Here is a 21,490-nt window from a genome sequence, read left to right on the forward strand (position 1 = left end):
TAAGAAAGTCCACGAGTGGTGTCAATCGGTGTCAATCCGTTCCGTGGCGCTCTGGCCCGCGTGCTTCGCCGCTACGCGCGAGCTGCGGGGAATCGGGCATTCATGCCGGCGACGGCTTTGCCGCGTCTTCCTTATAGATTTCACGCACGAACGCCAGATGCCGCTCGGCGGCCTTGCGCGCCTTTTGCGCATCGCGTGCGATCACGGCGTCGTAAATCGCCTGATGCTGAGCCATCAACTGCTTTTCCATCGTGTCATCGTAATCGATCAAGCGATGATATTGCCGCATACCCTCGCGAATCAGCGTATGAATCCCGTGCATCACATGAGCGAGCGCGACGTTGTGCGTGGAGTCGGCAATCGCGAGGTGAAACGCGGCGTCGAGTTCGGCGAGGCTCGTGCGATCGCGCGACAGCGAAGCGGCCTTCAGCGCCTCGAACGCCGTGCCGATCCGCTCGAGGTCCGCGGCGGTCGCGCGCTGCGCCGCGTAGACGGTCGAAATCGCTTCGAGCCCCTGGCGCAACTCCAGAATGTCGGCACTGGTACGCGGATTCTGCAGCAGCAGTTCGGCAAGCGGCTTCGAAATAATCGGCGCGGTGACGTCGACCACCGTGAAGCCGCCCCGCCCCGATGTTTCGATATAGCCGTCCGCTTCGAGCCGGATCAGCGCCTCGCGCAGCGACGGCCGCGATACGCCGAGCTGCGCCGCGAGATCGCGCTCGGCGGGCAGACGGTCGCCGGGCATCAGCGTGCCTTCCGAGATCAGTTGCTTGACCTGGTCGGACACCACGTCGGAAATGCGTTTGCGCGTAAAAGACGGGATCGGGGTGAATGGCATGGGCGGCGATCGGTGAAACCGGTGGGTGGAGCAAGCGGCGGCGGCCTGCCCCACGGTGCGTGGAATTATACCTTTCGACTCCACGCCGATTTCATGCGCGCGACACGCTTTCGTGCGGACACTCAATGCGGCTGCGCGGCGTAGAAGCTCGCCAGATCGTGCTTGAGCGCATGCAGCGCGGCATCGTCGAGATAGATCATGTGGCCGGTCGGATAGTACGTGATGCGCACGTTCTCGCGCAGTGGCGAATCGATGCCGAGATGCGCCAGCGCATACTCGGTCGCGTAGAACGGCGTAGCGAGATCGAAGTAGCCGTTCAGCGACATCACGCGCAACTGCGGGTTCTGCCGCATCGCCTCGGCCAGATCGCCGGCCGGGTACGGCAACTGCAAGCGCTCGCCCCACCACTCGCGATGCTTCCAGTCCCATTGGCGCAGCGCGTCGTCGTTGAAAACCTCGTAGCGGTCCGCCGGCGTGAAGTGCAGGTCTTCCGCGAAATGCCGATGCAGCGCCGCGTCGAATGCGCTCGAGATACCGCTCACCGACGCATCGAAGTCGGGATGCTCGTTGGCGTCGTCGAAGTCGATGCCTTCGAAACGCGCGTCGTAACGGCCGACGGTGCGCGAGCGGTCGCGCAGCAACTCGCTGCGAAAACGCGACGGATAAAGCCGCAGACGATTGCGCTTCACATAGCCCACGTCGAGCCCGGTGAAGTACGCAACGCGCGCGGCAATCGCATCGCGCTCGGCATCGGGCAATGCATCGCCGCGCGCAAGGGCCTGTGCGTAAGGTCCCCGCGCGAACGCGCGCGCTTCGTCGAGAAACGCCGGCAAGCTCGCGGGCTTCGGCGTGATCTTGTCGTGATACCACGCAATGGCCGCGAAACTCGGCAGATAGCTCTCGCTCTTTAAATCGAAGCCCGGCGAGAACGCCGACGCATCGAGCACCGACGACATCAGGATCACGCCGTTCAGCGCGATATTGTTCTGCCCGAGCTTGTACGCGAGCATCGCGGCGCGCGCGGTGCCATACGATTCGCCGAGCAGATACTTCGGCGAATCCCAGCGCTGGTTCACGGTCAGATAGCGATCGATGAACTGCGCGAACGCGTTGAGGTCTTCGTCGACGCCCCAGAAATCCTTGCCCGTGCCATGTCCGACGATCCTCGACAGGCCCGCGCCGACCGCGTCGATAAAGACGAGGTCGGTCGTGTCGAGCAGACTGTCGGGGTTGTCTTCGAACGTGTACGGCGCGGGCGGCGTGCTCGCGGGACTCGCGGTGCGTACGCGCTTCGGTCCGAACGAGCCCATCATCAGGAACACGCTGCCGGCGCCGGGGCCGCCGTTGAACAGGAAGGTGACGGGTCGCGTCGCCGGCGTTTTGCCCGGCACCGTGTAGGCGACATAGAAGACACTGGCGTTGGCCGCGCCGGTCTTGTCATGCAGCAGCAGATTGCCGGCCGTCGCGGTGTAGTCGAGCTTGCGGCCATCGAGCCGCAGCGAATGCGTGGTGACGCTCGTGGTTTCCGGCGGGACGGGAATGGCGGGCGTCGATGGTTTGCCGTCGTGTTGTGTGGCATCCGTGGTATCCGTGGCATGCGATGTTGCCGTGGCGTCCGAGGCATTCGTTGCTGCTTGCGTATTCCATTGTGAAGCCGAATGTTTGCGCGGCTCCGTACCGGTGCGCGAGGTCGTGGCGTTCGGCTCGCCCGCATTGCCGGGCGTGGGCTGATTCGCGGCGGGTCCGGACGCTGCACGCTCCACCGCCTGCGCGCTTTGCGTTGCATTCGGCAAATCGCCGGGGGTGGCCGCCATGCTTCGTTCACTGAACGACGCCAGGGTGACGATGGAAAACGTCGCCGCCAGCGCCGCGACCGGCCATCCCGCCGCATGGAAGCGGTGCAACGAAACACGGAAACGAAGGATCATGAAGTTCCCCAACCACGAGTCGAGACGCGCCGGAATTGCCGGATGAGGCGCGGGCAGAAGTGCGGAAAGCAGCGCTGCAAGAAGCGCCGGATGAGGCCTCGTCAATCCGCTTCAGGAACGCACCCGGCGCTCGATTCTTGACGCAAGTCCGCGCGACGTCAACCGTCCTGTCGTTACGGGTTCGACATTACAAATGGCTTCTGCCGCGCCGCGACCTCGCACGTATGTCGTGCATCGTGCAGAATCGAAGATGCCGTCTTGCCGAGCGTTGCCCATGGAGCAACCGGTACAGGATGCATGCCACGCTGCCGCCCCGGCTTTCGCGTACCGCACCTGCCGCAGGAACAGCCCAACGCGCTCACGCTCAACGCATGGGAAGAAGGCCGCCGCAAAGAGGTGCTATCGCGCATGTGCGGGCATACGGCATCACGCTTGCCAGCGAGCCGCCCTATGTCTATTGAAAGACGCCGAGTGAGCCTATCTCGTGACCGGCTACGGCGAATGCGTGGACAGATTCTTTGCATTCGGATTTTTCGAACTCGCACGCCGCTCCGGTTCCTTTCCGCCCGAACTCATCGATGCGTTCGAACCGGTCATGCAGGAAGAGTGCCGTTATATTCTGCTGTTCGCGAACTGGGTCGCATGGCATGCGTGCCAGGCTTTTTGGGTGGCAGCTCATCTGCTTCGAGATCGAGTTTGTGGCTGTGTGGGGCTGCCCCGGCTGGGAGCGCATCGGCCTCGCGCGCACGATGGATAACGAGGAGTCTGAGTGGCGCGGCTCACGCGCGAGCCGACGATGATAGTAAGGAACGCACGATCAGGCGCGTTGCGCCTGAACCTGCCATCAAAACTGCCGGCGCAATTCCGCCGGCGGCACCTTCATCAAATGCCGATACTTCGCCACCGTGCGCCGCGCGACGAGCACGCCCTGATCGGCCAGCATCTTCGCGAGCGTCACGTCGGAGAGCGGATCGCGCGTGTTCTCGGCGGCGATCATCTCCTTGAGCAGCGCGCGCACCGCGGCGGCCGAACAGGTGCCGCCGCTTTCGGTGCCGAGTTCGCGCGGGAAGAAATGCTTGAATTCGAAAATGCCGCGCGGCGTGGCCATGTATTTGTTGCCCGTTGCACGCGAGATCGTCGATTCATGCAGACCGAGTTCGTCCGCGACGTCGCGCAACACCATCGGCTTCAGCGCGATTTCGCCGTACTGGAAGAATGCTTTCTGATGCGCGACGATGCACTCGGCGACGCGTTGAATCGTATCGAAGCGCTGCTGCGCATTGCGGATCAGCCAGCGCGCTTCCTGTAACTGCTGCGCGAGCGGCGAACGGCTCGCGCCCGCCGACTGCGCGAAAAGCCGCGCATACATGCGATGGATCCGCGCGCGCGGCTGCACGGCCGGATTGACCGACACGACCCACTTGTTGCGCGCCTGACGCACGATCACGTCGGGCACCACGTAGTTGTCCTCGGCGCGGCCATAGCAATTGCCGGGCTTCGGATCGAGCTTGCGCACGAGCATGCAGGCCACGCGCAACTCTTCCGCGCCGCAGCCGATCTGCTTTTGCAATTCGGCCTGCTCGCGGCGCGCGAGACGTTCGAGATGATGCTCGACGATCTGCCGCGCCACCTCGCGTCCGGGCGTATCGTCGGGCAATGCGTTGATCTGCAGTGCGAGGCATTCCGACAGCGAACGCGCGCCGAGCCCCGGGCGATCGAGCGACTGCACGAGACGCAGTGCGACGAGCAGGTCTTCCTCGGTCAAGGCCGGTTCGAGTTCGACGCTATCGGCCACGCTGTCGGCAAGATCGGCAAGCGATTGCCGCAGATAGCCGTCGTCGTCGAGCGCCTCGATGATGAAGCGCGCCACCGCGCGGTCGCGGTCGTCGAGCCGGTAAAGACGCAGCGCATCGTGCAACTGCTCGCGCAAGGTCGGCTGCGAGCGGGCCCAATCGGCCGGATCGCTGCCATCGGCATCGCCGTTCTGACGTGTCGACGTGCGAGCGCCGTAGTCGCCCGAAAAATCGCCGGGCATGTCGTCCTGACCTGTACTTTCCAGCGTGTCGCCATCGGCGTTTTCGGCGGGCAACGCACCGGGTTCGGCGGCGAGCGTATCGGCCGCGGGCAGCGCGCCCGCTTCTTCGGCCGGCGACGTCGTGGCTAGCGCGACGTCTTCCGTTTCCGACGAATCGTATTCGAGGAACGGATTCGTATCGAGTGCCGTGCGCAATTCCTGCTGAAACTCCAGCGCCGACAGTTGCAGAAGGCGCACCGATTGCTGAAGCCGAGGCGTCAGTGCAAGCGATTGCCTCGTACGTAATTCGATGGAAGGCATTGGCGTGAGATTCCGTTCGTTGATAGCCATAACAGCCAAGGGCCAGGAAAGCTGCTTTCGCTCATTGGAGCAACTGTCGTACCAGGTTTCTCAAGCTGCTGTTTTATTTACGCTTTGGCTATTCGGGCTCGCGTATCTGCATAGGCGGGAGACGCCCTTTTTTACAAGCGCCCTGAAATTTCCGGTCCACGTTATCGGACGACCACGCGAAACTCGACGCGTATCGTTCATGCACTCATCCTCGGCCACGAACCCGATGCCGCGACGCTTTTTCGACAGCGATACGTGTGCATGAGTCGTCTGCACGAACGTGGTTGGCACACTGCTTGCGGCCCGACTCGGCATGACGGATGTGAGCTTCGGCCAATAGAAAAGTCCCTGCAAGCGTCGCATTCGGTGTCGAGCGATGGCGAAAAACAGGCCCCGATGGAGTCGTCGTGGCAACGGCTCTACGTGGATCATCAGCGATTTCGGCCACGATCGGTCACCAGCAACAAAACCGTCCATTCTCATCAACACCCGAAGGAGAAACCATGAAGACGATCCAGCTTCTGAAGACCGCGAGCAGCATCGCTGTCGTCGCATTCGCCCTGAATGCCACCGCACAGACCGCGACGACGGCGCCGTCCGCGTCATCGGAAACCATCGGCGAGCACATCGACGACGGCGCCATCACGACCAAGGTCAAGGCGGATCTGCTCGCGGCGAAGAACGTCAAGTCGACGCATATCCACGTGAAGACGCGCAAGGGCGTCGTGTGGCTCACGGGCTCGGTGCCCTCGGCAGACGATAAGTCGGCGGCCGCGGAAGTCGTGCAGAACGTGAAGGGTGTCTCGGGCGTGAAGAACCATCTGAAGGTCGCAGCCGAATAGGATCGGGCGGCCGAGAGTTATTTTATTTATCGTGGCCTTTCGCCCGCAGCACGCCTGCACGATGCGGTAGTCATCCGTCGACGACAAAGCGCGGGCGGATCACTCTGCGCCACGCGTAGACACTGGCGAATATGGCGACTATGGCAGCGACCGCATAGCCAGCCACAAACAGGAGGTGCTCCAGTAACTCAGGCCTCTCCCTACCGCTTAAACCACGGACCGAACTTCGTTGGAGAATCGCTCAACAGTTTCATTTATTGTTCGCATGGACTGGTTGTCTCCAAGATGCAAGAAAATTCGACAAATCCCCGAAAGAATGAATGCCCCAAACCCGACAACGAATGCAGCGAACAAGCAAACTGGAGCGGCCCCACGTATCTGAGGACACAAGGACTCTCTTAAAATAAGGGATAGTCTTGTGCCTATCAATAAGCCTGGTCACTACGTGGAAAGCATCGAAATTCTGACCGAGCCGGAGCGCCGTCGTCGGCGCACGGCGCAGGAAAAAATCGCCATCGTGCAGGAAACACTGGAGCCGGGAGCATCGGTGTCGGCCGTGGCACGTCGGCACGGCGTCAACGCCAACCAGGTGTTCGGCTGGCGCAAGCAATACCAGGAAGGCAGCCTGGCGGCGGTGAAGGCAGGTGAATCTGTTGTGCCCGCATCCGAACTGGCCGCCGCCATCAAGGAAATCAAGGAACTGCAACGGCTACTCGGGAAGAAGACGCTGGAGGTCGAAATCCTGAAAGAAGCCGTGGATTGGGGCCGGTCAAAAAACCTGATTGCGCGCTCGCCCTTGCTGCCAGGGGACGACCGATGAAGACGGTCTGCGAAGTTCTCGGCGTGGCGCGCTCTGCCGTGGCGGTGAAGCGGAGTCGTCCGTCCGATTGGCGGGATGGTCGCCGTGCCCGCGTGACCGATGATGCCGGTCTGGTCGAGGAAATTCGAGGACATGTGGCGCATCTGCCAACCTACGGCTACCGGCGTATCTGGGCGCTGCTGCGCCGTAGTCGGGAGATGACCGGTGTGCCGTGCGTCAACCACAACCACGGCGGCGGCGATGCCATTGATGTCGTCTGCGCGACCTGATTATTCTCCACTTCGATCTGCCCCACTCCCGTGTTCGCGTTCGTGATCGTTGCCGCGTCGATGGTCGTTGCGCCGGTGCCGACGTTGGCGATACGTCCGTTCGTGTTATCGACCGACGCGCCGGCAGCCGTGAGTGTCGCCGCTACGCCGTCCGCTTCGATCTGGCCGCCGGTGTTATCGAGTGCGCCTTGTGCGGAGACCGTGACTGCGCCGTTCCCCTGGATCAGGCCTGCCGCATTCTTCAACGTGCCGCCAGATTGAACGCTCGTTGCACCACCGGCCGCAATCGTGCCGCCTGCGTTGTCGATGCTGCCGCCCGCCACGGACACGTCGCCGTTACCGCCAATCTGTCCGTTGCCGGTATTGGTGAGTGCGCCATTGGCGCTTACGGTCGTCTTGCCTGTCCCACCATTCGCAATCGATCCACCATCGTTCGACACCGTCTGCGCCGACACGTCAAGCTGCCCGTCTCCCTGAATCATGCCGCCCGCGTTGTCCAGCACGCCTGCGCCGGTGATCAACACATCGCGCGCGCCAACATAACCGCCCGCGCTGTTATCGAGCGAAGTGACGGCGAGCGCAGCAGAAGACTGCCCCGCCAGCGTTCCACCGCGATTCGCCAGCGTACCGACATCGACCCGGAGCGCGCCATTCGTCGCGAGCGTACCGCCGTTGTTCGACAGCGAAGCACCCTGCACCGACAGCGTGCCGCTACCCGAACTGGTGAGCGTGCCTTTATCGTTGATGAGCGTCACGGGCTCAAGTGCGAGATCCGCGCTATGGGTCTGAAGCGTGCCGCCGGTGTTATCGAGCGTGCCGGACACGTTGACGACTGTCGCACCGGTGCCGGTCTGCGTGATCGTGCCACCGTGATTGACGAGGTTCGTACCACTGAGCGAAAGCTGCGCCGCATCGAGCGTCGCCGTGCTGGTATCGATCGTTTGCGCGGCCGACACATCGAGCGCGCCATGGGCGATGGTCCGGCTGCCGGCGAGCATTACATCGCTGCCCCGCAGCGTCGCGTTGCCGCCCGCCATGTTCTGGCCCGTCGCCGACAGCGTGCCGTTTGCAGAGAGATCCAGATCACCCGACTGTGCAACCGGGCCGTCGTCGTTGATGCCCGCGCCGAGCGAACCGGTGGAGGCGATGCTGCCCGCGTTCACCGTGAGCCCCTGCTGCGCGGCCAGCGTGCCGCTATTGACGAGCGTGCCGGACGTATTGATCGACACCGACTGACGCGCCAAGGTCGTGCCGCTGTTGTCGACTCCATCTGCCGCCGACACCGAGAGATTGCCGCTTGCGCCCGTCGTGCCGCTGAGCACCAGCTTGCCCTGCGTGGTCAGCGTGAGGTCGCCCGCCTGCGCCTCGATGACGCCCGCGTTCGACACGCCGACTCCCTTCTCATTGCCGACGAGCACGATCCGGTTCGCGTACATGCCGCCAAGCTGGCTCACGTCGATCGAGACGCCTTGCGATGCGCCGTTAGCCGCGATCGGCGTGGCCGCCAGCGTGTCGTGATCGACCTGGTTCGCGCCGGTCACGACATTGAGCGTATTGGCGTAAATCGCGGCATTCGCCTGCACCGCGCGCGCAATCAGATCGACCTGATCGATGTTGCGCGTATTGAGCCCCGCACCCTGCACGGTGATGTTGCCGCCCGCCACGTCGAAGCCGGTCAGATTGCCGCTGGCGTCGAGCCGTGGCGTGCCGGTCGTCAGAATGCCGCGCGTCGTATTGATGAAGCCGCCGCCATCGACGACGATGCCCGAGCCGTTCGCCACCACCACTTCCGCTTTATTGCCGGCGACTTCGAGATAACCACGCAATTGACTCGGTGAATTGCTATTGACCTGATTCAAAATGATCCGCGCCGATTGTCCCGGCGACAGATTCGGATTGCCATTGATCTGCCCCGCCTGCTGCGTCTGAACGATGGTCGGCGAGTTATTCAGAATCACGCCCGGCTTTTGCACGTCGAATTGCGAATACGTGTTGACCGAAACCCCCGCGCCACCCGGCTTGTTGATATTGACTTGCGGCAAACCGTTCTGCGTCTGGATGACCGTTGGCGCATGCGCACCCGAGGGCACGATCTGCGCATTCGAAAACTCGGGCGTAAATCCGGACAGCACGAGCACGGCAAAAACTGCGTGACGCATCGCGAAAAGAGTCATGCGTCGATTTGAGACGGACGGAAGAGTTTCCCCTTGACATACATTGCCGTGGCCAATGGCCGTTTCTGCAACTGCAACGGGCATATCCCGAAGCCGGCTATAGACGAGCCGAAAAGTATTCCTGTTCATCTTTAGGAAGCGTGTTTTTTTAACCGCCTCAAAATACCGCATACATCAATTTTATTCTTTTAATAAAAGTTAATTGCACACGAATCAGAAAATAAAAATACAAATAGGAATTGTCCGATTGACATTTAAAAATACAATTAAATAAAAATTCGACAATAAATATCAGACACTCCAACAATTAAAATCAAGAAAACATCATCAAATCTCATGCACCCACCAAGATCATCATTTTTATTTATTAACGAGATGGCAATAAGTTAATTCGTGCGATAGCTACCACTCAGCTGCACAAAAAAACGGCCCGAATCCATCGAGCCGTTCTATTCATACCGCCGCCCCAACCTACGCCCGCTTCTCCACAAACTCATTGAACGGCTCCGGCGTTTTCGAAGGATCGAAATCGGCCCAGCGTCCCTGCTGCCAGCGCCCGGTCGCCTTTTCGATCGCCATGCCCCCGGCCTCTCGCAACACGCGCGCGGCTTCGAGCTGATTGTCCTGCGACACGTGCACGGCGACCAGCACGCCGGAATCGCGCAACTCTTCGTGATACGGCACCCTGTACCCCGTTTTTGCGTGCTCGCGCGTGCGCGACATCGCGCCCGCCAGCGACCCGGCATACGCGCCGACCCCGGCCGCGATCAGCGAAACGAGCAGCGGGGCCGAAAACGCCGCGAAGATCGCGACGCCGACGACTGCGCCCATCACCGCGCCGATCGTCACGCCCATTCCCGCGCCTTTGGGCGCGTCGCGCGCGCCGGGGTCGGTGCCCATATTGCCGCCGATCGGATGATGCGCGTGCTGGCCGCGCGGATTGACGAAAAACAGCGTCACGTCTTCTTCGACGAACCCGGTATTGAAGAGCTTTTGCGCGGCGTTTTCCGCGGTGGGAAAAGTCGTAAAGCGTGCTGCAACGATGAGTGACATATCGCCTCCTTATCGATGAAAGGCGTTCGCGGCCCCTGTCCGCGCCTTTGCATGGCGCATCGAGAAAGCACGGCGCTGCGGCACGCGAGCGCGCTATGCCGCAGCGCCACGATCCGGCTCCAGGCCTTCGACTCGGAACAGTCCGCTATGCAACACTACGCCTTCTCCGTCGTTCTGGTCGAGCGCTTCCGCGCAGACCGAACGGATGCGCTGGCGCCCCCTGTCGAACGCCTCCATCAAGGCCGGTTCGAGCGCCGAATCGGCACCGAAATGATCTTCGAGCGCCTCGGCGGTAATCGCGCACACGACCGGCTCGCCATGCACGCGCGCGATGAAGCAAACCGTCAGATTCGCCCCGTCGAAAACGGGTTGCTCATCGGGGAAAATGATCTGCATAAAGGAATCCTCATAAGCAGGCCGCGGCAGGGTCGCGTTCATGACGAGCCCTTCATCTTGCCTGCGAGCTGACGCGCCATGTCGAGGTGATGCCGGATGGTCGGCAACGCATGCGCGGCCGCGGCCTTCAGTTGCGCATCGGTGCCGCTCGCGCTTTGCTGCTGGAACAGATCGACCGCGCGCTGATGCGCCTCCACGCCGATCTGCTCGACGTAAGCCTGATCGAACGCAGTGCCCTTTAGCGTCTGCAGCTTGCCGACCAGCGCCGAATCCGCCGACGGTGCCAACTTGAAGCCCTTCTTCGCGACGAGCGCCGCCATGCCCTGCGAGAGCTTCGTGTGGTCGACGATCATTTGCCCTGCGAACTTCCTGACCTGCGGATCGTGCGAATTTTTCAGCGCGACTTCGCTTGCGGCGATTTCGGTCGCATCGGACGTCGAAGCTTCGAGCACGAACTGCTGATCGGCGGGAGAAAGTGTCGTGCCGCCAACCGGCGCGGCGCCGGTCGGGGCCTCGCTTGCCTGCGCATGGACGGTGCCGGTCGATGCGACGCCGATGCCCGCCACGGCCAGCGCCATCGTCAACACTTGTAGGGAATACCGGAATGTCATGCATTTTCTCCCTGTTGACACACCATGCTGATACATCGAAGCGGCGGCGCTTGCAGACCATCGCTCTCGCTCATGCAACCCCTTGTGCTTCGTCGTTCGCGCGATCGGCGTTTGCTCGTTATGCATTTGCATGACGACCCCCTTTGCTAAAGCGTTGGGAGCAAAACACGTGCCCATATCCGGCGAGGCGTTCTGCCGCGCGAGGTCACGCGATGCGGGCTATTCGCACATTGCGGAGCGAAATCGAAGCCGCGTTGATATCGGGCATCTTGTGTATTTCGCGCATCGGTAATGTCGAACGTCGAAGGAGCGATCGTTGCCCGATCGTCGGCACATCGACCCACCTCGCTCAGGGATTTGATAAGGATCACTGCTCGTTGATGGTGGACCGCACGCCAGCCACCTCGGTACACCAAACCAGGCACTCCGGCTGCGAGCCGCACCGGTCCAACGCTCCATATGCGGCTCATCGGAACCTCGACCTCGCCACGACCCTGCCCGCCGCCTTCGCACGAGCCCGCGCACAAACTCAAGCTTGAGCGCCCCGAAGCGGAGTCGCTAGAATACGGCACCTCCATGCTGCGGCAAGGCGCCTTCATTCGATGACTCCCTCCGACGATTCACGGCAATCCGCGCGTACGTCCACCGCCGACGCCCTGTTCGCTTTCCTCAAGACGCTGCCGCTCGGCGACCGGCTCATCGAAGGCGGCTTCATGGCCGTGCAGGCGGTGGCGGGCGCGAGTCTCGCGTTCGCGATCGGCCGCGCGCTGCATACGGAACAGGCGTTCTGGGCCGCGATCACCGCGATCGCGGTCAGCCAGCACAGTTATATCGACACGCGCAAGCTCTCGCGCGACCAGTTCATCGGCGCAATGGTCGGCGGCGTGTGCGGTCTCCTCGGCACGCTTGCGGGCGGCGGTCATTTCGCGGTCTATGCGGCAACGGTGGCCGTCGCGATCATGATCTGCTGGGTCGTCAACGTGGGCAGCGCGGCGCGGCTGGGCGGCGTCACCGCGACGATCATGCTGCTCGTGCCCGGCATCGGGCCCGTGTGGGACAAAGCGTTTCTGCGGCTCGCCGAAGTGACGCTCGGCACCGTCTGCGCATTGCTGGTCGCATGGCTCATGTCCTCGCTCGAACGGCGTGCGTTCGGCAAATCCGGACAATCCGGCTAGCGTTGCACGCCAGCGCCGCCGCGAGGTTCGCGGCGAACCCGGCCATCGGCACCGCGGCATGCCCTGACGCCCAGCGGCATCTCATCAGGTTTCCGAAGCATCGTCCGCTTGCGCGCGGCGCCGGTAGCGTCCGGGCGTCATGCCGACGCTTTGTGCGAACGCCTTGCCGAATGCCGCTTCCGATTGATAGCCGACCGCCTCGCCGATCTCCGCCGCGCTGCGGCGCGTGCGCAACAGCAGATCGCTCGCGATCGTCATGCGAATCCGCGTGAGAAAGTCCATCACGGTCACGCCCGCGCGCTCGTTGAAACGACGCGCGTAAGTCGCGCGCGACATCGCCGCGCGCTCGCCGAGTTCGGCGATCGTCCAGGCACGCTCGGGCGCATCGAGCATCGCCTGCACCGACGCGCCAAGCCGCGCGTCGGTCAGCAGTGCGAGCACGCCGGTGCTCTGCGCCGCATGCTCGCCGTATACGCGCAACGCCATCGCGAAGAGCGCTTGGCTCAGCGCGGTGACAATCGCGAACGCGCCGGGTTGACGGCGCTCCGCCTCGCCGCGCATCAGCGCGATCACCGTTTGCAATGTGCCGAGCGTCCGCGCGCCACCGAGCGACACGTGCAACGGATCGGGCAGCGCGTCGAGCAGCAGCGCCGACGAACCCGGCGCGTAGACGAAGCGGCCGCACAGCAGATCGACGTCGGGCTCATCGGGCAAGGCGGCGTCGCCGGATTCGCGAGCCGCCGCGGCGCGGTCGTTGCGCCGCACCGGCAGCATGCCGTCATGCCCGAGCGCCAACGGCGCGGCGCCGGCCGAACGCCCCAGGTCGCGCACGCGATGCGCCGCGCCGCGCGGAAACAGCACGAAGTCGCCGGCCTGCAATTCGACGGCGCCGCCCGCGGTGTCGATCGCGCACGCGCCGCCGAGCACGAGGTGAAACGGCGCGATGCCCGCTTCCATCGGCGCGTGATCGATATCGAATGCGCCCGAGAGCATGCAGCGCAAGTCGAGGCTCGCTTGCGGACGGGCGAGGTCGATCAGCCGGCTGAGTGTGTCCATGAGACGCCCGCGCTAAAAGTTGAGCGAACCGAGTATTCGGGATATCGCGGCGGCGCGCAATACTTTCTCCCACGACGCCGGCATCCGCCGGTGCGCCACAGACCAAGGAGCACTGCCATGTTGAACTGGATCGATTACCGCAAGGAACTGTTCGGCCGTATCGGCGAGATGTCGAAGCTCGCGCCGGACACCGTGAAGGCCTATCAGGCGATGTCGGGCGCCGGCCAGAAGACCGACACGCTCGGCGCGAAGACGCGCGAACTGATTGCGCTCGCGGTCGCGGTCAGCCTGCGTTGCGACGGCTGTATCACCGTGCACACGGCCGAGGCGCTGAAACACGGCGCGACGCGCGAGGAAATAGCTGAAGCGCTCGGCGTCGCGATGGCGGTCAACGCGGGCGCGACGCTCGTGTACTCGGCCCGCACGATGGACGCCGTGGCGGCTTATAGCGAGGACGCCGCGAAGTAATCGGCGGATGCCTGGGCGCAAGGTCAGGCCACGCAAATCCCGGCGTGCCGCGCAAAAGTCGCAAAAAACTGCGAGACTGACTCCGACGCCGAACGATTCGATATGACGCGCCGCGACAAAATCCGGGCCGCCCGCGTCGCATCGCATCGCCACTGGATATGCCGCGCGCCGCCCTCATCTAGACGAGCATGACTTCTTCGACCAGGACTTCTGCCGCGCTCGACGCGACTCCGCACGCGAGGCAATCCCGCTCGCGCGCGAGCCCTGCGCGGCCCGCGGTGAAACCCGCGCCGGCGCAGCGCGCGCTGGACGGCGCGCTGGACGGTTTTCATCCGGCCGTCGCCGGCTGGTTCCTGAAGACGTTTGCCGCGCCCACCGACGCCCAGGCCGCCGCCTGGCCGTCGATCCGCAGCGGTCGCTCGACGCTGGTCGCCGCGCCGACCGGCTCCGGCAAGACGCTCACCGCGTTCCTCTCGGCACTCGACGAACTGGTTCAGCAAGGGCTCGCGAACGGCGGCACGCTGCCCGACGAAACGCTCGTGGTTTACGTCTCGCCGCTCAAGGCGCTCTCGAACGACATCCGCCTGAATCTGCAGATGCCGCTCGCGGGCATCGCCGCCGAACTCGACGCGCTCGGCCTGCCGCCGCTCGAGATCCGCACGGCCGTGCGCACCGGCGACACCACGCAACAGGAACGCAACGCGCTGAAAAAACGCGCGCCGCACATTCTCGTCACCACGCCCGAATCGCTGTACGTGCTGCTCGGCTCCGATTCGGGGCGGCGCATGCTGGCGACGGCGCGCACGGTGATCGTCGATGAAATTCATGCGCTCGCGGGCAGCAAGCGCGGCAGCCATCTCGCGCTCAGTCTCGAACGGCTCGACGCGCTGTGCGAGCGGCGCTTGCCGCGCATCGGTCTTTCCGCAACGCAAAAGCCGGTCGAAGCGGTGGCGCGTTTTCTGGTCGGCGGAACCGGCATCGAACACGGCTCGCCCGTGGATTGCGCGATCGTCGACGTCGGCCATGTTCGCGCGCGCGACCTCGCGCTCGACATCCCGCCCGTGCCGCTCGAAGCGGTGATGCCGAACGAAGTGTGGGAGCGCGTCTACGATCGCCTCGCCGAACTCGTCGCGCTGCATCGCACGACCCTGGTGTTCGTCAACACGCGCCGCATGGCCGAACGTGCCGCGCAGCATCTCACGGAACGGCTCGGCAAGGAGGCGGTTGCCGCGCACCACGGCAGCCTCGCGAAAGAACATCGTTTCGATGCCGAACAGCGCCTTAAGCGCGGCGAATTGCGCGTGCTGATCGCGACTGCGTCGCTCGAACTCGGCATCGATATCGGCGACGTCGATCTGGTCTGCCAGATGGGTTCGCCGCGCGCGATCGCGCCGTTTCTGCAGCGCGTCGGACGCTCGGGCCATCACGTCGGCGGCATGCCGAAGGGGCGGCTCTTTCCGGCGTCGCGCGACGATCTGCTCGAATGCGCGGCGCTGCTCGATTGCGTGCGGCGCGGCGAACTCGACGCGCTAAGGATTCCGCGCGCGCCGCTCGACGTGCTCGCGCAGCAGATCGTCGCGGAAGTCTCGAGCACCGAGTGGAGCGAGGACGCACTGTTCGAGATGATCCGCCGCGCCGCGCCGTATGCCGAACTGGAGCGCGAGCAATACGACGCGGTGCTGCGCATGCTCGTCGACGGCTACACGAGCCGCCAGGGGCCGCGCGCCGCCTATGTGCATCGCGACGCGGTCAGCGGCACGCTGCGCGGCCGGCGCGGCGGCAAGCTCGTCGCCGTCACCTCGGGCGGCACGATTCCCGAGAACGCCGACTACGCGGTCGTGCTCGAACCTCAGGCAATCAACATCGGCACCGTCAACGAGGACTTTGCGGTCGAGAGCCTGGCCGGCGACGTGTTCCAGCTCGGCAATGCGTCGTACCGGATTCTGCGCATCGAGAGCGGCCGCGTGCGCGTCGAGGACGCGCACGGGCAGCCGCCGAACATTCCGTTCTGGCTCGGCGAGGCGCCGGGGCGCAGCGATGAACTGTCGTTCGCGGTCGCGCGCTTGCGCGAGCAGATCGAGCGGCTGCTTACGGAGCGCGAGCCGGGGGCGCTGGGGGTGGCGAAGTCGGTGGGAATCGACGTTAAGGCAGAAGTCAGCGCAAAAGCCGAGGCGGAGATCGAAGCGGAAGCCGCGACCGGCGCGACAATAGCTGCACCGGCAAAAGCGGCTGCGAAAACCCGGCGCAAAGCCAAGGCAACAGCCGCGATTGAACAGCAGGCGCAACCCGTTGCGACCCACGCCGCCGCATCGCCAGCACCTGGTGACGATAAATGCGCAAACGCGGTTGCAACCCCGGTTGCAACCGCAACCGCGACGAACCCGCCCGCGAGCGCAACCCTCACGACCTCCACGCCAGCCGGCTCGCCGCGCATCGACCACGCTGTCGCCTGGCTCATCGACCACCTCTCGCTCGACGAACCCGCCGCGCGCCAGATCGTCGACTACCTCGCGCGCGCCCGCGCCGCGCTCGGCGTGCTGCCGACGCAGAACACGCTCGTGATGGAGCGCTTCTTCGACGAATCGGGCGGCACGCAGCTCGTGATCCACTCGCCGTTCGGCAGCCGCGTGAACCGCGCGTGGGGGCTCGCGCTGCGCAAGCGCTTCTGCCGCAGCTTCAATTTCGAGTTGCAGGCGGCCGCGACCGAGGACGCGATCGTGCTGTCGCTGACCGGCAGCCATTCGTTCGTGCTCGACGACGTATGGCGCTATCTGCATTCGAACAGCGCCGAGCATCTGCTGATCCAGGCGCTGCTCGACGCGCCGCTTTTCGGCGTGCGCTGGCGCTGGAACGCGACGACCTCGCTCGGTTTGCCGCGCTACACGGGTGGCCGCAAGACTGCACCGCAACTGCAACGGATGCGCAGCGAAGATCTGCTCGCGAGCGTGTTTCCCGAGCAGGCCGCGTGTCTCGAAAACATCGTCGGCGAGCGCGAAGTGCCGCATCACCCGCTGGTCGACCAAACTATCGACGACTGCCTGCACGACGCGATGGACAGCGAACGCTGGCTCGCGCTGCTGCGCCGCATCGAGCACGGCGAGATGCGGCTCGTCGCGCGCGATCTGCCGGCGCCCTCGCCGCTTGCCGCCGAAATCCTGACCGCGAAGCCGTACGCCTATCTCGACGACGCGCCGATCGAGGAACGCCGCACTCTGGCGGTGCAAAACCGCCGCTGGAGCGATCCGTCGAGCGCCGACGACCTCGGCGCGCTCGACGCCTCCGCGATCGACAGCGTGCGCGACGAAGCCTGGCCGCAGGCGCGCAACGCCGACGAAATGCACGAAGCGTTGACGGGTCTCGCCTGCATCACCGAAGCCGAGGCGCAAGCGTATGAAGAATGGCCGGCGTTGCTCGCATCGCTCGCGCAAGCCGGACGCGCCACGCGCATGCCACTCGCCGCTCGCCCAAACGCAAACGCCGGCACGGCCACCCGCGACGCGCTGTGGCTGCCCGCCGAACGCCTCACCTGCTTCGCCGCGCTTTACCCCGGCATTCCGCGCGAGCACTACGCGCCGCAACTGAGCGCGCCGAAGGGCTACACCGGTAGCTGGAACGCCGACGATGCGCTCGTCGACGTGCTGCGCGCGCGTCTGACCGGCTTCGGCCCGCTCACGGTCGAGGCAATCGCACAGCCGCTCGGCCTGCCCGCGCACCAGGTCGAGCAGGCGCTCGTGCGGCTCGAAGCCGAAGGCTATCTGCTGCGCGGCCGCTTCACGCCGCAAGGCAGCGTCGAGGAATGGTGCGAGCGGCATCTGCTCGCGCGCATTCATCGCTACACGGTGCGGCGTCTGCGGCGCGAAATCGAGCCGGTCGAGCGGCACGACTTCATGCGCTTCCTGTTCGAGTGGCAGCATCTGATGCCGGACACGCGCGCCGAAGGCCGCGATGCGCTTGCGGCCGCGCTCGATCAGCTCGAAGGTTTCCAGGCCGCGGCCGCCGCCTGGGAAGAAGACATTCTGCCGGCACGCGTGCGCGCCTATGCCAATAGTTCGCTCGACGAACTATGCCGCTCCGGCAAGCTCGTCTGGACGCGCCTGACCGAACGCGCGCGCGGCACCGCCGGTCCGATCCGCAGCACGCCGATCGTGCTGCTGCCGCGCGCCGAGGTCCGCACGTGGCGCGCGCTGCTCGATCCCGCGCGGCAGATGGAATTGTCGGCGCTCGCGCAAAGCGTGTACGACGCGCTCGCGCAGCACGGCGCGATGTTTTTCGACGAACTGCTCGCGGAAATTCGCGTGCTGCGGATGGAGCTCGAAGGCGCGCTCGGCGAACTGGTCGCCGCGGGACTCGTCAACTCCGACAGCTTCGCGGGCCTGCGCGCGTTGCTCAAGCCGGTCACGAAGCGCAACACGTTTTCGAGCGGCCGGCGCGCGCGATCGGGCGCGCTGATCGGCGGCATGGACGACGCGGGGCGCTGGGCGCTCGTGAGCCGCCGCCCAGCCGCCGATACCGCCGCGGCCAACGAGGCGGCCCACGCAACCGGCAGCGGCGTCAAAGCGGCGGAAAACCTGCCCCAACGTCGTCGCCCGTTGCCGCCCGAGGTGTTCGAACATGTCGCGATGACACTGTTGCGTCGCTATGGCGTCGTATTCTGGCGCGTGCTCGAACGCGAAGCGGAATGGCTGCCGCCGTGGCGCGATCTGCTGCGCGTGTTCCAGCGGCTCGAAGCGCGCGGCGTGATCCGCGGCGGACGTTTTGTCAATGGACTCGCCGGCGAGCAGTTCGCCTTGCCCGAGGCGATTCCGCTGCTGCGCGAAGTGCGGCGGCATGCGAACGACGGAGCTTTTGTCTGTGTTGCAGGCACGGACCCGCTGAATCTCGCGGGCACGCTGCTGGTGGGCGAACGCGTGCCGGCGGTCGCGGGAAACCGCGTGCTGTATCGCGACGGCGTGGTTGCGGCCACGCTCGTGGCCGGCAAGTTCTGCTTCGACGCCGCGCTCGATGCGCATCCCGTCGAACGGGAACGGGCGCGTGCCCTGCTTGCACGGAAGTTGTGAAGGCGTTGCTGAAAACACGGCTTGGCGCGGCGCCATCCTGAAGTTTTTGTCCGCACTGGCCGTTAACGTTTTATACGCGTTTTATGCGCCTGAATTCAAACGCTTCGATACAATGAAGCAGTTTCACTTTAGTATGAGGAAGACTGTCTGCCGACACCCGCGCTGACAGGGACTGCCGGCACACTGCCCGGGGACTTCATGAGCGACGCGCAACACGACCAGGTGCTTCACCAGCAGTTCGGCACGAGCAGCCCGCGCTGGCATCTGTCGGCCGGCCGCGACGTGCTCGAACTGATGCCGGTGCGCGGCGGCACACCCGCCGGCGTCGCGATTCCCCTGACTCCTCAACAAGCCTCGTCCATCCGCGGCCTGACCGGCGCGACCTCGCACGTCGTCGTCGAAGTGCAACTGGCCGGTGCGCCGCTGCGTCTGCACCTGGTCGGCAAGCGGCGCGACCATCACACGTGGAGCGGCACCGCCTCGGCCCACCACGACACCGAAGCCGTCGCCCACGCGCTGCTGCACGGTCTTGCGTTTGCGGAACAGGTGGTCTCCGAAGTCAATTCGGTCGTGGTCATCGTCGACCGGCATGGCCGGATACAACGTTTCAACCGGCTCGCCGAAGACCTGACCGGCATCCGCGAAGAAGACATCATCGGCCGCAGCGTGTGGACGCTGTTCATGCCGTCCGGGAACGATACGGCCTCGAGCCGGAACCTCGCCGCGTTTTTCAATCGCGGCGAATCGTACGAGATCGAGCGGCGTATCAAAACCGTGCATGGCGAACGGCTCTTCCTGTTTCGCAACAAGTTCGTGCGCAGCGGCACCGGCATCGAGGATCAATTCCTGATCTGCTCGGGCACCGACGTCACCGAACAGCGGCTCGCCCAGGAACGGCTCATCGAGCAGGCCACCACCGACCCGCTCACCGGCCTCGCGAATCGCAACGCGATCCAGGAGAAGATCCAGATCGCCATCGAGCAGGCCGCGCCGGGCGAAGCGGTCGGTGTGCTGTTTCTCGATCTCGACAACTTCAAGAAGGTCAACGATCACTACGGCCACGTATTCGGCGACCGGCTGATCTGCGACGTTTCCGATGCGATCCGCAATTGCCTGAATCCGGGCGACTCGCTCGCGCGGCTCGGCGGCGACGAATTCATCGTGCTCGCGGCCAAAGGCACCGCGCACGAACTCGAACACACCGCGCAGCGCATTCTCGACCGCATGCGCATGCCGTTCGCGATCGGGCTCGTGGAGGTCTACACGGGCTGCTCGATCGGCATCGCGCGCTCGCCGGAGCACGGCGACAGTCTCGACTCGCTGATCCGCTCGGCCGACACCGCGATGTACGTCGCGAAAGACGAAGGCAAGCGCACGCACCGCGTGTTCTCGCCGGACATGAACCGGCGCGTCGCCGAATTCATGTGGCTCGACACGAACCTGCGCCGTGGTCTCGAAGAAGGCCAGTTCGCGCTGCACTATCAGCCGAAGCTGGCACTCGCGAGCGGCGCCGTGCAGGGCGCGGAAGCGCTCGTGCGCTGGAATTCGCCCGAGCGCGGGCAGATCATGCCGGTGGAATTCATCCGCTATGCTGAGGAATCCGGACTGATCGGCGTGCTCGGCCGCTGGGTCATGGAAACCGCCGCGAAACAGGCGGCTCGCTGGAACGCGGCCGGCTACGATCTGCGCATCGCGATCAACGTATCGGCGCGCCAGTTGACCGATACCGCCGTGGTCCGGCACTTCGCCGAGGCTCTGCATCACGCGAACCTCGACCCTTGCCTGCTCGACCTCGAACTCACCGAAAGCTGCCTGATCGAAAACGAAGCGGCCGCCATCGAACTGATCAAGCAGTTCCGCCAGCTCGGCGCGCAAGTGCATCTCGACGATTTCGGCACCGGCTATTCGTCGCTGTCGCAACTGGGCCGCATTCCGCTCGACGTCATCAAGCTCGACCGCAGCTTCGTGCGCTCGATCCATGCGGACACGAAGGCGCAGGCACTCGTGCGCTCGATGGTCGCGGTTGCCCAGGAGCTCGACTTCCAGGTGGTGGCCGAAGGCATCGAAACCGAGGCCGAAGAGGCATTCATGAAGGGGCTCAGCGTCGATTACGTGCAGGGCTTCCTGTACGGCAAGCCGATGCCCGCCGCCGAATTCGAGCGCTGGCTGCTCGACCGGCGCAAGCTCAGGCTGATCGCCTGAGCGTCACGCTTCTGCGCTGGTTGCAGGTGCGCCGGTTTGCGGACCGACACTTTCCTGCTCACGCCGATATGGCGCGCAAGCTATGCGAAACAGCGCGAGATGGCGCGGGATCAGACCTACACCATCCCCAAAGCGGCGGCCGCAGAGCGCGCCGCTTCTTCCGGCGGTGGCGAGACGGCATGGGATCGCACTGGCGCCATGCGCGAAGCGACAAGCGCTAAACCTGCTGCTTCCCG

General features: G+C 64.5%; 13 protein-coding genes and 1 pseudogene. 6 read left to right on the forward strand and 8 right to left on the reverse strand.

Features of this window, described 5'->3' with window-relative positions:
* Window positions 1-100 precede the first annotated feature (100 nt).
* From F3J20_RS02870 to F3J20_RS02880, 3 genes are all read right to left on the reverse strand, one after another.
* Entirely contained in the window at window positions 101-838 is a 738-nt protein-coding gene (locus tag F3J20_RS02870; RefSeq protein ID WP_167281794.1) for a FadR/GntR family transcriptional regulator, read from the reverse strand.
* 122 nt (window positions 839-960) lie between these two features.
* Window positions 961-2,766, reverse strand: coding sequence for a peptidase S10 (locus F3J20_RS02875; RefSeq protein WP_167281796.1), 1,806 nt, complete (start codon window positions 2,764-2,766; stop codon window positions 961-963).
* An 844-nt stretch (window positions 2,767-3,610) separates the two neighbouring features.
* Complete coding sequence (locus tag F3J20_RS02880) at window positions 3,611-5,101, reverse strand: RNA polymerase factor sigma-54 (protein WP_167041672.1); 1,491 nt, start codon at window positions 5,099-5,101, stop codon at window positions 3,611-3,613.
* A gap of 533 nt (window positions 5,102-5,634) precedes the next feature.
* Here F3J20_RS02880 and F3J20_RS02885 point away from each other — a divergent pair.
* Together F3J20_RS02885 and F3J20_RS02890 are read left to right on the forward strand one after the other, a co-directional pair.
* Entirely contained in the window at window positions 5,635-5,973 is a 339-nt protein-coding gene (locus F3J20_RS02885; RefSeq protein ID WP_167281798.1) for a BON domain-containing protein, read from the forward strand.
* 454 nt (window positions 5,974-6,427) lie between these two features.
* Window positions 6,428-6,987 (forward strand): annotated as a pseudogene (locus F3J20_RS02890) (transposase); the annotation flags it as partial.
* On the opposite strand, the gene F3J20_RS02895 reads toward F3J20_RS02890, so the two are convergent.
* The 4 genes from F3J20_RS02895 to F3J20_RS02910 form a co-directional block, all read right to left on the reverse strand.
* Window positions 6,951-9,407 (reverse strand): filamentous hemagglutinin N-terminal domain-containing protein, encoded by a 2,457-nt coding sequence (locus F3J20_RS02895; protein ID WP_345889833.1) that lies wholly within the window; start codon window positions 9,405-9,407, stop codon window positions 6,951-6,953. The pseudogene F3J20_RS02890 and the gene F3J20_RS02895 sit on opposite strands and share 37 nt — an antisense overlap.
* A 300-nt stretch (window positions 9,408-9,707) precedes the next feature.
* Entirely contained in the window at window positions 9,708-10,289 is a 582-nt protein-coding gene (locus tag F3J20_RS02900) for a hypothetical protein (RefSeq protein ID WP_167281802.1), read from the reverse strand.
* Window positions 10,290-10,382: 93 nt separating this feature from the next.
* On the reverse strand, window positions 10,383-10,727 hold the full coding sequence (locus tag F3J20_RS02905; protein WP_167041663.1) for a DUF1488 domain-containing protein: 345 nt from the start codon (window positions 10,725-10,727) through the stop codon (window positions 10,383-10,385).
* Window positions 10,724-11,296, reverse strand: a complete 573-nt coding sequence (locus F3J20_RS02910) for a DUF4142 domain-containing protein (protein ID WP_167281803.1) — start codon at window positions 11,294-11,296, stop codon at window positions 10,724-10,726. Before F3J20_RS02910 ends, F3J20_RS02905 begins: the two co-directional genes overlap by 4 nt.
* A 602-nt stretch (window positions 11,297-11,898) precedes the next feature.
* Here F3J20_RS02910 and F3J20_RS02915 point away from each other — a divergent pair.
* Window positions 11,899-12,471 carry an FUSC family protein gene (locus F3J20_RS02915; RefSeq protein ID WP_167041657.1) on the forward strand — a complete coding sequence of 191 codons (573 nt, stop codon included), beginning with the start codon at window positions 11,899-11,901 and terminating at the stop codon, window positions 12,469-12,471.
* 84 nt (window positions 12,472-12,555) lie between these two features.
* Here the strand turns inward: F3J20_RS02915 and F3J20_RS02920 are convergent, their stop codons facing one another.
* Window positions 12,556-13,527, reverse strand: coding sequence for an AraC family transcriptional regulator (locus tag F3J20_RS02920; protein ID WP_167281805.1), 972 nt, complete (start codon window positions 13,525-13,527; stop codon window positions 12,556-12,558).
* 117 nt (window positions 13,528-13,644) lie between these two features.
* Here F3J20_RS02920 and F3J20_RS02925 point away from each other — a divergent pair, with 117 nt between their 5' ends.
* The 3 genes from F3J20_RS02925 (at window position 13,645) to pdeR (ending at window position 21,254) form a co-directional block, all read left to right on the forward strand.
* Entirely contained in the window at window positions 13,645-13,995 is a 351-nt protein-coding gene (locus tag F3J20_RS02925; protein ID WP_167281807.1) for a carboxymuconolactone decarboxylase family protein, read from the forward strand.
* 188 nt (window positions 13,996-14,183) lie between these two features.
* Window positions 14,184-19,052 (forward strand): DEAD/DEAH box helicase, encoded by a 4,869-nt coding sequence (locus F3J20_RS02930; RefSeq protein WP_240162683.1) that lies wholly within the window; start codon window positions 14,184-14,186, stop codon window positions 19,050-19,052.
* Window positions 19,053-19,250: 198 nt separating this feature from the next.
* The gene (pdeR, locus tag F3J20_RS02935) at window positions 19,251-21,254 is read left to right on the forward strand and encodes a cyclic di-GMP phosphodiesterase (RefSeq protein ID WP_167281809.1); all 2,004 of its coding nucleotides are present in this window, start codon (window positions 19,251-19,253) and stop codon (window positions 21,252-21,254) included.
* The last annotated feature ends 236 nt before the right edge of the window (window positions 21,255-21,490 follow it).

Source organism: Paraburkholderia sp. Cy-641 (assembly GCF_011752945.1).
Taxonomy (GTDB): Bacteria; Pseudomonadota; Gammaproteobacteria; order Burkholderiales; family Burkholderiaceae; genus Paraburkholderia.